The following is a 14,406-nucleotide window of genomic DNA, read 5'->3' as shown; positions in this document are numbered from 1 at the left end:
GGCGTGTTGTTGGCGATGTGCAACGCCTTTTCAATCGATTCAAAAGTCAGCACCGAGAGCACCGGACCGAACACTTCCTCGCGCGCTATGGCCATCTCCTCGGTAACGCCGCGGATGATGGTGGGATCAAGATATTGGCCGACATTGGAGGCCAATTGCTTGCCTCCGCTGTAAACCTGGCTGCCGTCGCCTTCAGCGGCAGAAACATAGCCGGCCACCTTCTTCAGATGGTCGGACGAGATCATCGCGCCGACCTTGGTTTGGTCATCGAGCGGATCGCCGACCGTGACCCTGGCGGCAAGCGCCTTGACGGTGCTGAGAAAATCGTCGGCGATCGCCTCGTGAACGATCAGCCGGCTGCCGGCATTGCAGCACTCGCCGGCATTGAAGAAGCCGCCGAACACCGCCGCATCGGCGGCCGCTTCGAGGTCGGCGTCGGGGAAGACGATCTGGCCGTTCTTGCCGCCGAGTTCCATCGAGACTTTCTTCAGCGACTGCGCGGCCGAGGCCATCGTCATCTTGCCGACGCGGGTGGAGCCGGTGAACGACACCATCTCGACCAGGGGATGACTGACCATCGGCGCGCCGACGTCGGCACCAAAGCCGGCGAGGATGTTGACTACGCCGGCGGGCAGGCCGGCCTGCATCAGGATATCGCCGAGCACGAAGGTCGACGCCGAGGTCATTTCGCTAGGCTTGACCACCGCCGTGCAGCCGGCGGCGAGCGCGAAGGGCAGTTTCTGGCTGACGATCAGGAACGGGAAATTCCATGGAGTGATGATCGAGACGACGCCGATCGGCTCGCGCAGGACGACGCCCAGCATGGCATCGCCGAGATTGGCGTAGGATTCACCATGCAACGTGCGGGCAAGCGAGGCGGCATAGCGCCAGATGTCAACGGCGCCGCCGATCTCGCCGCGCGCCTGGGCGATCGGCTTGCCCGATTCCAGCGCGTCGAGCCGGGCGATGTCTTCAAGCCGCGCCTCGATCAGGTCAGCCGCCTTGAGCAGGATCGCGGCACGCTCAGCTGCCCTCATGCGCGGCCATGGACCGGTCTCGAACGCCTTGTGGGCGGCCTGCACAGCGGCTTCCACTTCGGCCTCGCCGGCCTGTGCGTAGTGCGAGACGGTGAAGCCGTGGCCGGGACTATTTCGAGCAATCGTGCGGCCGTCGCGGGCATCGACATGCTTGCCGTCGATCAGCAGCCTGTAGGCTTTCGGTGCCGCAGCCGCCTCGGCCGGCATGGCGATCTTGAGTGGGGCGTTCATCTGTTTTCCTCTAGGATCTCGAAAAGGCCGGCTTCTGCTTGGCCTTGAAGGCATCGACGCCGGCCTTGAGATCTCCGGTCAGGGCGATGAAGCCGCTGGCCAGCGCTTCGGTGGCGGCGGCACTTTCCTCGCCTTCGGCGACCGCGATCATCAGCTTGGCGGCTTCCGTCGCCAGTGGCCCGCGCTCGGCGATCTTTTCCGCCCACGCCTGTGCATTAGCCAGCGCCTTGCCGGTCTCGACCACCCGATCGACAATGCCCAAGGCCAGTGCTTCAGGGGCGAGAAAGATCTCGCCGCCCAGCGCCATGCGCCGCACCGTCTGCGCGCCGAAGCGGCGCACGGCGCGCTGCGTGCCGGACCAGCCCGGAACGACGCCGATCGAGGTTTCGGGGAAGCCCAATTTTACCTGTGTTTCGGCCACGCGGAAGTCGCAAGCCACAGCCAGTTCGAGCCCGCCGCCCAGTGCATGGCCCGACAAAACGGCGATGGTCGGCTGCCTGAGCCGCGCCAGCCGGTCGAAGACGCGGTGGCCGTAGCGTACCCATTGCACCTGGAAATCGGCGGCACTCATCCGCGCCCACGCTTCAACATCGCCACCGGCGCAAAATCCCTTGCCCTCGCCGCGCAGCAGCACGACGCGGACGCCCTCGGCCATCTCGGCCGCGTCAAGCGCCGTCTCCAACGCGCGCAGCATCGGAATGTCCAGCGCGTTGAATTTCTCCGGCCGGCGCAGCGTGACGACGCCGATGGCGCCGTCGGTTTCAAAGGTGACGAGGTGCTCAGCCATGCGCGCCTCCAAGCGAGGCGCCGCCATTCAGCGACAGGCCTATCGGTTGCTCCTGATAGAGGGCTGCCGGTGTCGTCTTGAGGTTCTTGGCAATGCCCAACGGAATTTCCGACTGCGCCAGCACATCGCGCTGCAGATCGATGCCGGGTGCGAGTTCTGTGACGACCAGGCCCTCCGGCGTCAGCCTCATCACGCAGCGTTCGGTGACATAGGTGATGTCCTGTCCCTGCGCGACTGCGCGCTTGCCCGAAAACGAGATGTGCTCGACTTCGTTGACCACCTTCTTGACCTTGCCCTCCTGATCGATGCGGATGCCGCCATCGGCCAATGAGAGTTTTGCCCCGGCGTTGAAGAAGCCGGAAAACACGATCTTCTTCGCCCGCGCGGTGATGTCGACAAAGCCGCCGGCACCAGCCGTGACATGCGGGAGCGCCGAAAGCTTCGAGACATTGACCGAGCCATGGCGGTCGATCTGCAGGAAGGACAATAGCGAGGCGTCGAAGCCGCCCGCCTGGAAATAAATGAACTGGTGCGGCGAGGGCATGAAGGCGTCGGCGTTCGACGAACAGCCGAATTTGAAGTCGAGCAGCGGCACGCCGCCGACCGCGCCCTGTTCGATCACCCAGGTAATCTTGCCGTGCTGTCCTTCCTCGAGAAGGATGCGCGGGACATTGGCGGAAATGCCGAAGCCGATGTTGACGGCCATGCCGTCGCGCAACTCCATGGCGACGCGGCGCGCGATCACTTTCTGGACGTTCATCTCCGGCGTGCGGAAGCTCGACAGCGGCCGGAAGATTTCTCCGGAGATCGCCGGGTCATAGGGTGTCAGCGTCGTCTGCAACTGGTCGGGCGCGACGACGATATGGTCGACCAGGACGCCCGGCACGCGCACGTCATGCGGTTTCAGCGTACCGTTTTCGACGACGCGCTTGACCTGCGCGATAACGATGCCGCCATTGTTACGGGCGGCGAGCGCCTGTTCGAGGCCACCGAGATAGGCGCCCTCATGCTCGTAGGTGAGGTTGCCGCGCTCGTCGGCTGACGTGGCGCGAATGATCGAGACCTGCGGCACGATGGAGCGGAAATAGAGCCATTCCTCGCCGTCGAACTGCTGCACCGAAACGATCGGCTCGCTTGCGGCGGCGTTCATGGCGCAGCCCTGGTGGCGCGGGTCGGCGAAGGTGTCGAGGCCGACCTTGGTCAGCACGCCCGGCCGCTTGGCGGCCGCTTCGCGGTGCATGTCGAACAGGATGCCGGACGGCACGTTGTAGGCGGCCACCGAATTGTCGCCGATCATCTTCCAGATCTGCGGCGGTTCGGAAGAGGAGGGGCCGGACGGGTAGGAGCCGCACAAAGTACGCTTCAGCAGGCCGGGCTTGGCCAGATGGTCGATGCCTTTGATGCCGTACATGTCGCCGGCGGCGATCGGGTGAAGTGTGGTGATATTTTTTGGGTGGCCTTCCTCCTCGAAGCGTTCGCCGATCGCGGCAAGCACCGCGTCCGGACAGCCGAGACCGCTCGACGACGACACGGAGACGACCATGCCGTCCTTGATCAGGCCCGCTGCCTGCGCTGCCGAAACGACCTTGCTCAATTCATGATCCCCGAACCGGCCGTCCTGTTTCGGGTGCGGCGATCCGGGCCACAGCTTTCCCTGACGACCAGATTGACCGCGCCGATATGGTCCTCGGCCCGCGTGGTGCGCGACTGGATCATTTTCAGCATGACATGGGCGGCGCGTTCGCCGAGGCCGGCCGAGTCCACCGCGACGCTGGTCAGCGCCGGCATATAGTGCTCGGCCTCGGCTACATCGTCGAAACCGACGATGGCGAAATCAACTCCCGGCTCAAGCCCGCGCTTGCGCAGCGCCAGCATGGCGCCAAAGGCGACAGCGTCGTTGAAGCAGAGCGCCGCGGTCGGCGGTTCAGCCATAGCGAGAGCGGTTTCCAGACACCCTATACCCCCTCTGCGGCTGGTCTCGCCCTCGACGACCAGTGCGTCGCGGGCGGCGATGCCCTGCGTCTCGCAGGCTTCGCGAAATCCGCCAAGCCGATCGTGATAGACCACCAGGTCGGACGAACCGCCGAAGAAGACCAGCCTGCGATGTCCCTTGCCGATCAGATGGGCGGTGGCGAGATAGGCGCCGCGATGATTGTCGGGCGCGATAACCGGAATACGGCTCTCGGGAAGCCGGCGCATGGCGAAGACCACCGGCAGACCTGCCGTCTCGATCCGCCTGAAGGCGCCCGGCGTCGTGCCGCGAGCCGGCGAGACGATGAGGCCGGCGACGCCTTGCTCCATCAGCGATTTCAGCACTTCTTCCTGGCGCACCGGATTTTCCGCCGTGTTGGCGATGAACGGCACGATGCCCGCCGACTGGAAGACCCGCTCCATGCCAACCGCCAGCTCTGCGAAGAAAGGATTGGTGAGATCGTTGATGACCATGCCGATGACATTGGAGTGCGCCTTGCGCAGATTGGCGGCGCCCCGGTTGTAGACGTAACCGACATCCTCGATCGCCTTGCGCACTTTGCTCGCTGTTTCGGGCCGGATCAGCCCGCTGCCCTGGAGCACGAGCGATACCGTCGATTTGGACACGCCTGCTTCGCGGGCGATGTCGAATATCGTCGCCTTGGCCCGGTTGGCCATCCAGATGCATCCTCCCCGACTGCAGGTCCAAAAGTATTGGAACGTTCTAATCTCTGCTCCGGTCGTGAGTCAATCGGGATTTTTCTCGCGTCTCGAATGCCGATCGTGCGTACTCAAATGGCTTGCTCCATAAGGCTTTTGTGTTGCAATGCAGCATTCTTCCTGCCGTGGAGTTCGAATCTTAAAGGTTCTTGATTTATTGGAACGTTCCATCTAGTAGCGTTGCGAAGGGAGAGATCGATGGACATTTCCTTGCCTGGTGAGGGGGGCGGCAGCACCCGGTACACGCTGGTCGGCGAACCGGTGCAGCCTGACATCGGCGCGCGATTTTCGCGTATCGCCTATGCCGCCGCGCACGTCGTTGCCGATCCGCTTGCCATGACCGATCCGTGGTCCAGGCCGGTGGTCGACTGGGACAGGACGATGACGTTCCGTCACCATCTGTGGCGGTTGGGATTCCGCATCGCCGAAGCGATGGACACGTCGCAGCGCGGCATGGGTTTCGACTGGGCAAACGCGCAGGAATTGATTCGCCGTTCGATCGCCGAGGCGCGTACCGTCGATGGCGCCGATCTCGCCTCGGGTGCCGGGACCGACCATCTGGCGCCCGCCGCCGCCAGGACACTGGACGATGTGGTCACCGCCTATGAGCGGCAATTCGCTTTCATCGAAGGCTTGGGCGGCAAGGCGATCATGATGGCCAGCCGGGCACTGGCGGCAGTTGCCAAGGGGCCGGACGACTATGTCAGCGTCTACGACCGCATCCTGTCCCAGGCATCCGGCAAGGTCATCCTGCACTGGCTGGGCGACATGTTCGATCCGGCGCTCAGGGGCTATTGGGGCAGCGAGAATTTCGAGACTGCTCTCGATACAGTTGTTGCCATCATCGAACGCCACTTTGGCAAGGTCGAGGGGATAAAAATCTCACTGCTCGATGCCGGCAAGGAGGTCGCGCTGAGGAACCGTCTGCCGGACGGCGTCGTCATGTTCACTGGCGACGATTTCAATTATCCCGAACTGATCGCCGGCGACGAGAAAAGACACTCGCACGCACTGCTCGGTATTTTCGACGCGATTGCGCCGGTCGCCAATGCAGCGCTGGCGAAACTGGCGGAGGGTGACCGCGCCGGCTATGACGCCTTGATGGCGCCGACCGTGCCGCTATCGCGAAAAATCTTCGAGGCGCCGACCGAGTACTACAAGGCCGGCATCGTCTTCATGGCCTGGCTGAATGGCCATCAGGACCATTTTGCGATGGTCGGCGGCATGCAGTCGGCGCGCGGCATCCGTCACTATGCCGACGTGTTCCGCCTTGCCGACCAGGCCGGATTGCTCGCTGATCCCGATCTGGCGGTGGCCAGAATGAAGAGCCTTTGCACCGTCGCGGGCGTTTGATTTCGGGAAAGTGGTTCTCATCATCGACGTGACAGGCCAGGAATGCCGGACGTCCCTAGAGCAATTCCAGGAAAAGTGTGAAACGGTTTTCCGTCCGGAATTGCTTAAAAACAAGGAGTTAGAGCGGGTCGCCGTTTCCGTGAAACGGTGAACTGCTCTAACGTCTTCGCCACAGCCAAAAAGGCGCGATTGCCTCGTCTGGATGAAATATGGGCTTGGCCGCCCTTCCCAGATCGGCAGGTGGCATCCCTGCGGGATCATGATGCGTCAGGTCGAGAAGCAGCGGCCCAAGCCGATCCGGATCGACAGTTTCGGCCGACATGGTGTGTCGCTTGTTCTCGTGCGCAACAAGCCAGTGCAGCGCCTGGACCAGTCCCAGTCCCTCGGCTGTCTTGTGCTGCCAGAGATTGTCACCAACCGAAGACATGACACGGGCCAGCGACGTCCAGCCTTGCAAGGTAAACATGGCGTAGTGCCTGGGGCGCGTGCGGGACAGTTCCCTGGGCAAGGAGCCGTCGGCTGCGATCTGGGTCGCCAATCTCTCCCGAGCATAGAGGCTGATCTTGGCCAGGGTGGCGCTGTCGCCAAGAAATGTGGCGATCGATGCCCGCTGCAAATCGTAGTACGTTCCTTGGTTGCTGCTGCTGCAGAAGGCCGTCGCGGCTGCCGGCGCGGTGTCCAGCCATTCACAGTAGGAACCGAGCCAGGCTCTGAACGCCTCGCGATCCTCGTCGCCCAGTACTCCTGTTCGCTCGATCAAGCGTACGGCATCCAGGAAGAAATAGAAATCCTTCAGCTCGATGATGCCGTAGCCGGCCCCTTCATTGTTGTCGTGGCCCGACCGCACCTGCGCATAGCGCAAATGCGGGTTCATTCTTGTCTTGGGATCGACAAACCATGCGCGAATGAGCCTCGCGGCGTGGACGGCGTAATGACGTCCATCAAGCACGGTTGCGGCGAGCGCAAGCACGGTTGTGTCGTCGAAGACGCGCTGTAAGCGTGTGCGATCGTAGGTTTCGCTTCCTGCTGCATACAATGCCGTGCCGGGCACGCGTTCGCCATCGAGCCTGATATAGGGCAGGCCATCGGGTCTGTCGGGGTCGGGCCACCAGTAAGGCGCCGGGTGAAAATAGTCCTGGGGATCCCCGCTGGGGGCTCGGCCAGTCTTGTCGAGCACGCTGAACGGACCGCGGGCGAGTGCCTGACCGGCCGCGGTTTCGAGATAGCGCAGGATGGGTCCGTCCTTTACCGCGTGGGCGAGGGCGTCTTCGTCATAGAAAGCCAGGCGGGAGGTATCAAGCCGAGCGGCGACTGCCTTGGCGTCACATTGATCGACCATATCGACGATCGCCTGGTCGCGGCTGACCAGACGCGCGACGAAGCCGGCCTTGCCGATCTCCAGATGCGAACGTCCTGAATCCAGGCGCGCCACCCAGCCCGCTTTCTGGAGCAGCCCGGCATCCGCTGCCCGGACCGGGCGTGGAAAATCCCAGGCGTCGTCGCGGTAGCGATCCCAGGGGCCGGGAACTGCCAACCGCCACAGCATCTCGATTTTTGGCCGCCTTCCGTAGCCATAGTTTTCGTCGAACAGTTGCGTGGTATCGGCTCGAAATATGATCTGCGGCTCTTCCTCGGCCGGCGGCTGGAAGCTCTGGTCCAGCAGAAGCGCATTGTCGACAATACGCGCCATGGGCACCACAGCGTAGGGAAGGTGCGGGTTTCTCTCGATCGCGGACCGTATCCGCTGGAACGCAGAGCCTGTCAGGTAGCAGTTCCCGTCCCAGGGCATCAGCCATTTTGCCCTGCCGCGGGCAATCGCGAGCGCGGCGTTGCGAGCCCCATTGTTGTTCATCACATAGAGGTTCTTGCTGCGGCGGATGTGCGTTTCGTAACGCGCGGACTTTCCGCTCGCCCGGCCCTTCTCTGAGAATCTGAGGTCGCCGGCAACAAGCTGGTCGACGTCCCAGGATATCTTCCGGTACGCATCGAGTTCGAAGGGGATTGTGTGAAAATTCTGGCGGCGGCTTTCGAGCAGGCCGATGATCCGGGCTTCCTCGTCGGTGTCGACTATCCGATTGACGATCCAGAATTTTTCGCAGGCGTCGAAGACCGGTTCGTTGTCCAGAATGAACAGCACGTTGTCGAATGACTGGCCCTTGCGGTGTCGCGGTTCCAGATCATTGCCGATGATCCGGACGAGCATGAAGCTGTCGGCAATCTGCGAGATCGGCGACGCCGTGTAAGTCTCGCGGGCGGCTTCGATCCGCTTGCCGAGTTCGCGTCGGTATTCAGCGTTCTGCTTTGCGGAAATGAGCGCGTTGCCCAATGTCGACCACGGCGACTGCAATTGCGTGCGCACACGGTTCAGTTCGCGATGTATCTTCGGCCAAGGCGACAGTTTTTCCCTTCTGGACTGTGAACTCATGACGGCACGCAAGGAGACCCGATCACCGCCTCGGGAATGCGCGCAGTTTCGCCAACCATTCCGGCTTCGATCCTGGACCATTTCTGAGTGTGAGGCGACCAAGCCCTGAATTGTCCAACGCGATCAATCATGGAAAACGTCTCTCGCCTGCAATGTTGCGAATGTCCTGTTACGGTTCTGCTGCATCGGTCACGGCAGGTTGCAGGCAACGCCGACAAGACAATGCGATAAATCAAATCCGAAAACCACATAGCATGGCAAAATGCCCCGGCATCGGCGATGCGCCTTCACGCGAAGGCAAGCTCGCAAAAAGATTCCGCCGGTGATCGCAATTTTCTTGTGAACCAATTTCTCCCGAGGCGCGACCAAGCGATGTGTCCAAACATGGTCCATCAAGGAGAACGTCTGATGTTTACTGTTTCAAGAAACGTCCTTTTGGCCGCCATCGCCGTTTCGGTGCTGGCCGGCTGCAAGACAACCGCTCCCAGGGAATGCGACAAGCTGAAGCCCGGCGTCACCTACAACGGCAAATGCTGCGGCATCGGCGAGCCTTGCCGTGAAGGCAAGGGCGGCGGCGACAGGCCGGGAAATACGCCTGATCCAGAGCCGCAATGATCTGATTGCCCGTCGCCCGTCCCGGTCAGCACCGGGACGGGCGCACAGCTTTCCGCGACGGCGTTTGCGTCCGGCGTCCGGTCTGCCAGGACCGGGTTGCGAAACTCGCCGGCGCCGCCCACGACAATGGCGAAACGGCAAATCTTGACGTCAGCTTGTGGCGGCCATTCCCCGCATATCACCTCACGGCCCCAGCCTCGTCCGTCCTGCGTTGTTGAACCCGACAACCCTTTGCTTACTATACGGTTTTTCGGTGCTTGTCGGCTGCCCCCATGCGTGCTTACTTGTGGTTGTTTTCATTCCGGGGATACAATCATGCGTTTTCTACTTGCTGGCGTCGCCATGCTGTCGTTCGCCGCCACTGCGGCTCTGGCTGATCCAGCTTCGGACTTCAAAAGAGCCGATCAGGCGTTGAACCAAACCTTCAAGCAAATCCAGAAGCGGCTTACGGATGATTCCGACGGCAAGGCACGGTTGGTGAAAGCGCAGAGAGCGTGGATTGCGTTCCGCAACGCCGAATGCACGTTTCAATCCAGCGGTGACGATGGTGGCTCCGCGGCGCCGATGGTTGCCGCTGCTTGTCAAGCTGAACTGACCAAGGCTCGCACCAGGCAGTTGAGGGCCTACCTGAACTGCCAGGAGGGTGACCTCTCTTGCCCGGTGCCATCAGAATGATCTGGAGTGACAAAATGCCGAATTTCAAGATGAGATATGTGCTGATCGCGCTTGTGCCGTTGGCGGTTGCTGGTTGCGTCAGCGCTGAGGATCAGCGCGCAATGGATCAGCAACAGTGCGCTTCTTACGGCTATAGGCCAGGAACCAACAGGTTTGCCGACTGCATGATGCAACAGACTTCACAACGTTCAGAAGACGAGCAGCGCTCAATGGATCGCATAGCCGCGCAGGAACAGAGAGACAAGGATCGCAAGGAAGCGCGTCGAAAGAACGACAGCTACATCGACCCAAGGCCGAGTTACGACAAGGACGGCAATCCGAATTTCGACACTCAAGGCAATTACCAAGGGTGTCACGGCGCGGGATGTTTGGTCGACAATCCAGACAATGGCGATGACGATGACCAGTAGGCTGGCTTCGCAAGGGCTCTTCTTCCTGCCCCTATAGTCCGGACCTCAGCCCAAATCGACAAACCGTTCGCCAAGCTCAAGCACTGCATGCGGCGTTGCGCCAGGTGCAGGCTATAAGTCAACCTATGCGAACCGCTCTACCTCTGGGGAACCAGCCGGGAAATGCCGATGCAAGATCTGCTTGTCTGGTTGGATGGTGGGCGTGACAGGGATTGAACCTGTGACCCCTGCAATGTCAATGCAGTGCTCTCCCGCTGAGCTACACGCCCATCCGAAGCCGCGCATACACCATTTTTGATCCAGCGCGTCAATAGCAGGAAAAAGGAAAGAAGGCGTCGTCTCGCCGCAGTGGCGAAGAGGTGCGGCGCCTCGCCTAGAAAAGGGCTCAGGCCGCCTGCAGCATCTTCTCGACCTCGTTGACGAGGTCGCGCAGGTGGAAGGGCTTCGACAGCACCTTGGCGTCTTTCGGCGCCTTGGAATCCGGGTTCAGCGCAACGGCGGCGAAACCGGTGATGAACATGACTTTCAGATCAGGATCGATCTCTGTGGCACGCCGCGCCAGTTCGATGCCGTCCATCTCCGGCATGACGATGTCGGTCAACAGCAGCGAGAAAGGCTCCTCGCGCAGCCGCTCATAGGCGCTGGCGCCATTGTCGAAATCACTGACCTGGTAACCGGCGCGCTCCAGCGCCTTGACGAGGAACCGACGCATATCGTCGTCGTCTTCCGCCAGAAGAATGCGTGCCATGATATCCCGTCCGAATCACCCGCCCGAGGTTGCCGTTGGGCAAGCCCGTTAACCATCCTGTATATGAGGAGGTGAGGGTAAACATCAAGTGAACGCTGACGGGGATGATCCATATTTGCCGGGCGTGTGCTGTGGCCGAAATGCTGGACACGAGGCTTGCAAGGTGGCACTTTCACATCATGATGCACTGGTGTTTTCGGGTTCGTTCAAATTGAAGACGGCAGCCGAGGATTTTTCGGTCTTTCCACCCTTCGAAATCCGGTCGGGCGTCGAGCAGCGCGTCCCCTTCCTCTTCAACTCACCGCATAGCGGCCGCTACTATCCGGAGCGCTTCCTTGCCATGGCAAGGCTGGACCGCAACGCCATCCGCCGGTCCGAGGACTGCTACGTCGATGAGCTGTTCGGCGGGACCGTCGCGCTCGGCGCACCGCTGCTGGCGGCGAATTTCCCGAGGGCCTATCTCGACGTCAACCGTGAACCGTGGGAGCTTGATCCGCGCATGTTCGCCGAGCCGGTGCCGTCCTTCTGCAACATCCGCTCGGCACGGGTGGCCGGCGGGCTGGGCACGGTGCCGAAGCTGGTCGGCGAGGGGCTCGACATCTATTCCGGCCGCTTGCCGCTGGCCGAAGCGGTCGCCCGCATCGAGGCCGTCTACAAGCCCTATCACGAGACGCTGAAGCGGCTGTTGACCAGAACCCATGCGCGGTTCGGCTTTGCCGTGCTGATCGACTGTCATTCGATGCCGGCGAGCATCCGGGTTGGCGACAGCGGCCAGCGGCCCGACTTCATCATCGGCGATCGTTTCGGCATCTCGGCAACGGCCGCCCTGACCGAGACCGCGATCGGCCTGCTCAGCGCCATGGGCTATTCGGTTGCCCACAACAAGCCCTATGCCGGCGGCTTCATCACCGAGCACTATGGCCGCCCGGCGCGCCATCTGCACGCGCTGCAGATCGAGGTCAACCGGGGGCTCTATATGAACGAGCGGACGTTCGAGAAGGCTGCCGGCTTCGATGCGCTGGCCGACGATCTGACGCGGTTCTCAGCCGACCTGATGTCGATGCCCGACCATCATTTCATCGACCTGCCACTGGCCGCGGAGTGAACAACCTGCCGCTGGCCGCGGACTGAATGGCGCCATAAAAAAAGACCGCATCGTTTGCACGATACGGTCGAAGTCTAGGGAGGAAACGCCCAAGGAGGGCATGGACAGGAAACCCTGTCCGAGATTGAGGGTATTGTGCGCTGCACAAATGTCAAGCGACCTTCAGCCTTTTTTAATTCACTCTGATGTGGAAATTGCGTTTCGATGGCGCCTGTGTGACATCCAGGCAACAGATGCCGTCGCGGAAAAATCCTCGACACCCTTGTTTTGGCACGAAATTGGCGGCAAAGCCGGGCTCGGGCATGCTGCAACGCGGGAGAATCAGTTGGACATCAGCATCGATTTCATGCGTCGCATCGCGCAGGCGGCAGCGGCGGAGACCTTGCCGCGCTTTCGTGCCCAAGGTGCGGTCGCCAACAAGGAACAGGGCAGTTTTGATCCGGTCACCGAGGCCGATCGCGAGGCCGAGCGCGCCATCCGGGCTCTGATATCGGCTGAGTATCCCGATCATGGTATTCTAGGCGAGGAGCATGGCAGCGAGAACATTTCAAGCCGGCACGTCTGGGTGATCGACCCGATCGACGGCACGCGCGCGTTCATTTCCGGTCTGCCGGTGTGGGGCACACTGGTCGGGCTGACGGTCGACGGCGACGCCGTTGCCGGCATGATGGCGCAGCCCTTCACCGGCGAGCTTTTCTACGCCAACGGCTCGGGCTCCCATTATGAGGGGCCAGGCGGGCCGCGAAAACTGACGACCCGCAAGACGACGAAGTTGGACCAGGCGACGCTGTTCACCACCACGCCGGCCCTGTTCAAGGGCGAGGCGCGCAACCGTTACGATGCATTCGAAAGACAGATCCAGCTCGCCCGCTATGGCGCCGATTGCTATGCCTTCGCCATGATCGCCTCGGGAAGCGTCGACATCGTCGCCGATCCCGGATTGAAGCCCTACGACATCGTGGCGCTGATCCCGATCATCGAAAAGGCAGGCGGCGTCGTCACCACATTCGACGGCGGGCCGGCGGAACAGGGCGGCGATGTACTCGCCGCGGCGACGCCGGAACTTCATGCCGCCGCCATGGCCGCCCTGCGCGGCTAAACGAGCGTCCGCCGCCATTCAGGTGATGCCGACCGCTTGAAGCAGTCGTTTTACTGCCGGCGGCACCCCTTGGGGAGCGGGCCAGCGACCGGCGCCCGTCAGGCTGTGGGGTCGTCGCTGCCGGGAATGAAGGCGTCGAAGGCGGCGAGCAATTGCTCGCGGTAGATGTCGGCTTCCTGCAGGATTTCGTGGCGGGAGCCATCGATCATCAGCAGCGAACCGAGCCGCAGACGCCTGGCGTAGGCTTCCACGGCCCTGGTCGAGACGACCTGGTCGGCGCCGGCGGCGATGATCAGCAGCGGGACCTGGATCCGAGCCATGAAATCGGGGTCGCTGACGGCTTCCGATGCTTTCGCGGCTGCCTGCAGCCAGCGGATCGTCGGCCCGCCAAGCGCCAGTTGCGGGTATTCTTCATAGATCCGTGTGTTGCGCCGATAGCGCTCCGGGTCCGATGTCAGCTTGTTGGTCTCGAACGGGGCCGTAACCCTCGGCCGCGGACCCCAGGCGGCGTAGAGCCGGCCGAGGCCGAGAGCGCAGAACAGAGAACAGACGCGGCGAACCGTCGAGATCGAGACCGGCAGGTCGGGCAGCGTCAGGAAGGGCGCGATCAGCACCATGCGCCGGATGCGGTTCACCATTGATGGGGCGGCAAGCAGGGTGATCAAGGCACCTGCCGAATGGGCGAGGATGTAGTACGGTCCGCGGCAATCGGGCAGCACGATCTCCTCGAAGAACTGTTCGAGGTCGGCGGTGTACTCGCGGAAGCTGCTGACGTAGCCGCGCTGGTGATCGCGGATCAGCCGGTCGGAATCGCCCTGGCCGCGCCAATCGAGCGTGGCGACGCCAAAGCCGCGATCGGCAAGGTTGCGGATGGTTTCGAAATATTTCTCGATGCACTCGTTGCGGCCGGTGAGCAGGACCACGGTGCCCTTCATCGGGCGAGCGACCGCGCCGAACAGGCCGTAGCGGATATTCTTTCGGTCACGCGTGGTGAAGAAGCCGCCGGTGGCATTTTCCGGCCGCGGATTGCCCTCGATTTCGTGAAAAAGGGAGTTTTCGGTGAAAAGATCCGTCATTCGGCGCTTCGTGCTCGGCGTCTCGCATGCCCGCCTGCGCTGGCCGGCTCCGCTAAGGTGATAGACGCCCATGCGCCAAAAGCCAAGGAATTCCCGGTGAAGGGGAGGCTGCATCAGGGAAGGCCGGAAGCCGCTTGAAAGCGTGCTTCCGGCC

The 14,406-nt window shown here is 62.1% G+C and carries 13 protein-coding genes and 1 tRNA gene; 6 read left to right on the top strand and 8 right to left on the bottom strand.

Annotation, left to right across the window (positions count from 1 at the left end):
* From EN984_RS04815 to EN984_RS04800, 4 genes are all read right to left on the bottom strand, one after another.
* Positions 1-1,268: aldehyde dehydrogenase family protein (locus tag EN984_RS04815; protein ID WP_127383650.1), on the bottom strand; the 1,268-nt coding region annotated here is incomplete at its 3' end.
* A 10-nt stretch (positions 1,269-1,278) separates the two neighbouring features.
* Entirely contained in the window at positions 1,279-2,055 is a 777-nt protein-coding gene (locus tag EN984_RS04810) for an enoyl-CoA hydratase/isomerase family protein (RefSeq protein WP_127267245.1), read from the bottom strand.
* Positions 2,048-3,649: an acyl CoA:acetate/3-ketoacid CoA transferase gene (locus EN984_RS04805; RefSeq protein WP_127383649.1), complete on the bottom strand. Its 1,602-nt coding sequence runs from the start codon at positions 3,647-3,649 to the stop codon at positions 2,048-2,050. Before EN984_RS04805 ends, EN984_RS04810 begins: the two co-directional genes overlap by 8 nt.
* Positions 3,646-4,704, bottom strand: a complete 1,059-nt coding sequence (locus tag EN984_RS04800) for a LacI family DNA-binding transcriptional regulator (RefSeq protein WP_127267243.1) — start codon at positions 4,702-4,704, stop codon at positions 3,646-3,648. The genes EN984_RS04805 and EN984_RS04800 overlap by 4 nt, the downstream gene beginning before the upstream one ends.
* 240 nt (positions 4,705-4,944) lie before the next feature.
* On the opposite strand from EN984_RS04800, the gene EN984_RS04795 reads away from it, so the two are divergent.
* A complete protein-coding gene (locus EN984_RS04795; RefSeq protein ID WP_127267242.1) occupies positions 4,945-6,099 on the top strand; it encodes a dihydrodipicolinate synthase family protein in 1,155 nt (384 codons plus the stop codon).
* Positions 6,100-6,256: 157 nt separating this feature from the next.
* Here the strand turns inward: EN984_RS04795 and EN984_RS04790 are convergent, their stop codons facing one another.
* Positions 6,257-8,524, bottom strand: a complete 2,268-nt coding sequence (locus EN984_RS04790) for an alginate lyase family protein (RefSeq protein ID WP_127272392.1) — start codon at positions 8,522-8,524, stop codon at positions 6,257-6,259.
* A gap of 408 nt (positions 8,525-8,932) precedes the next feature.
* On the opposite strand from EN984_RS04790, the gene EN984_RS04785 reads away from it, so the two are divergent.
* From EN984_RS04785 to EN984_RS04775, 3 genes are all read left to right on the top strand, one after another.
* The gene (locus EN984_RS04785; protein WP_127267240.1) at positions 8,933-9,139 is read left to right on the top strand and encodes a hypothetical protein; all 207 of its coding nucleotides are present in this window, start codon (positions 8,933-8,935) and stop codon (positions 9,137-9,139) included.
* A gap of 315 nt (positions 9,140-9,454) precedes the next feature.
* The gene (locus tag EN984_RS04780) at positions 9,455-9,814 is read left to right on the top strand and encodes a lysozyme inhibitor LprI family protein (RefSeq protein ID WP_127272393.1); all 360 of its coding nucleotides are present in this window, start codon (positions 9,455-9,457) and stop codon (positions 9,812-9,814) included.
* Between the two features lie 14 nt (positions 9,815-9,828).
* Entirely contained in the window at positions 9,829-10,224 is a 396-nt protein-coding gene (locus EN984_RS04775; protein ID WP_127270519.1) for a hypothetical protein, read from the top strand.
* A gap of 194 nt (positions 10,225-10,418) precedes the next feature.
* On the opposite strand, the gene EN984_RS04770 is transcribed toward EN984_RS04775, so the two are convergent.
* Positions 10,419-10,493 (bottom strand) — tRNA-Val (locus EN984_RS04770).
* A 116-nt stretch (positions 10,494-10,609) separates the two neighbouring features.
* On the bottom strand, positions 10,610-10,972 hold the full coding sequence (locus tag EN984_RS04765; protein WP_006199474.1) for a response regulator: 363 nt from the start codon (positions 10,970-10,972) through the stop codon (positions 10,610-10,612).
* Between the two features lie 163 nt (positions 10,973-11,135).
* On the opposite strand from EN984_RS04765, the gene EN984_RS04760 reads away from it, so the two are divergent.
* Positions 11,136-12,077, top strand: coding sequence for an N-formylglutamate amidohydrolase (locus EN984_RS04760; RefSeq protein WP_127270521.1), 942 nt, complete (start codon positions 11,136-11,138; stop codon positions 12,075-12,077).
* Between the two features lie 325 nt (positions 12,078-12,402).
* Complete coding sequence (gene hisN / locus EN984_RS04755) at positions 12,403-13,176, top strand: histidinol-phosphatase (protein ID WP_127270523.1); 774 nt, start codon at positions 12,403-12,405, stop codon at positions 13,174-13,176.
* Positions 13,177-13,274: 98 nt separating this feature from the next.
* Here hisN and EN984_RS04750 read toward each other — a convergent pair whose 3' ends face one another.
* Positions 13,275-14,252 (bottom strand): alpha/beta hydrolase, encoded by a 978-nt coding sequence (locus tag EN984_RS04750; RefSeq protein ID WP_127273394.1) that lies wholly within the window; start codon positions 14,250-14,252, stop codon positions 13,275-13,277.
* Positions 14,253-14,406 lie beyond the last annotated feature (154 nt).

It is taken from the genome of Mesorhizobium sp. M7A.F.Ca.CA.004.12.1.1, assembly GCF_003997835.1.
Taxonomy (GTDB): Bacteria; Pseudomonadota; Alphaproteobacteria; order Rhizobiales; family Rhizobiaceae; genus Mesorhizobium.
The sequence above is the reverse complement of the archived record's forward strand: the minus strand, read 5'-3'. Positions and strand labels throughout refer to the sequence as shown.

Coding starts and splice junctions, on each gene's coding strand:
- EN984_RS04810 (WP_127267245.1), bottom strand. CDS start 2,055: ATGGCTGAGCACCTCGTCACCTTTGAAACCGACGGCGCCATCGGCGTC.
- EN984_RS04800 (WP_127267243.1), bottom strand. CDS start 4,704: ATGGCCAACCGGGCCAAGGCGACGATATTCGACATCGCCCGCGAAGCA.
- EN984_RS04795 (WP_127267242.1), top strand. CDS start 4,945: ATGGACATTTCCTTGCCTGGTGAGGGGGGCGGCAGCACCCGGTACACG.
- EN984_RS04790 (WP_127272392.1), bottom strand. CDS start 8,524: ATGAGTTCACAGTCCAGAAGGGAAAAACTGTCGCCTTGGCCGAAGATA.
- EN984_RS04785 (WP_127267240.1), top strand. CDS start 8,933: ATGTTTACTGTTTCAAGAAACGTCCTTTTGGCCGCCATCGCCGTTTCG.
- EN984_RS04780 (WP_127272393.1), top strand. CDS start 9,455: ATGCGTTTTCTACTTGCTGGCGTCGCCATGCTGTCGTTCGCCGCCACT.
- EN984_RS04775 (WP_127270519.1), top strand. CDS start 9,829: ATGCCGAATTTCAAGATGAGATATGTGCTGATCGCGCTTGTGCCGTTG.
- EN984_RS04765 (WP_006199474.1), bottom strand. CDS start 10,972: ATGGCACGCATTCTTCTGGCGGAAGACGACGACGATATGCGTCGGTTC.
- EN984_RS04750 (WP_127273394.1), bottom strand. CDS start 14,252: ATGACGGATCTTTTCACCGAAAACTCCCTTTTTCACGAAATCGAGGGC.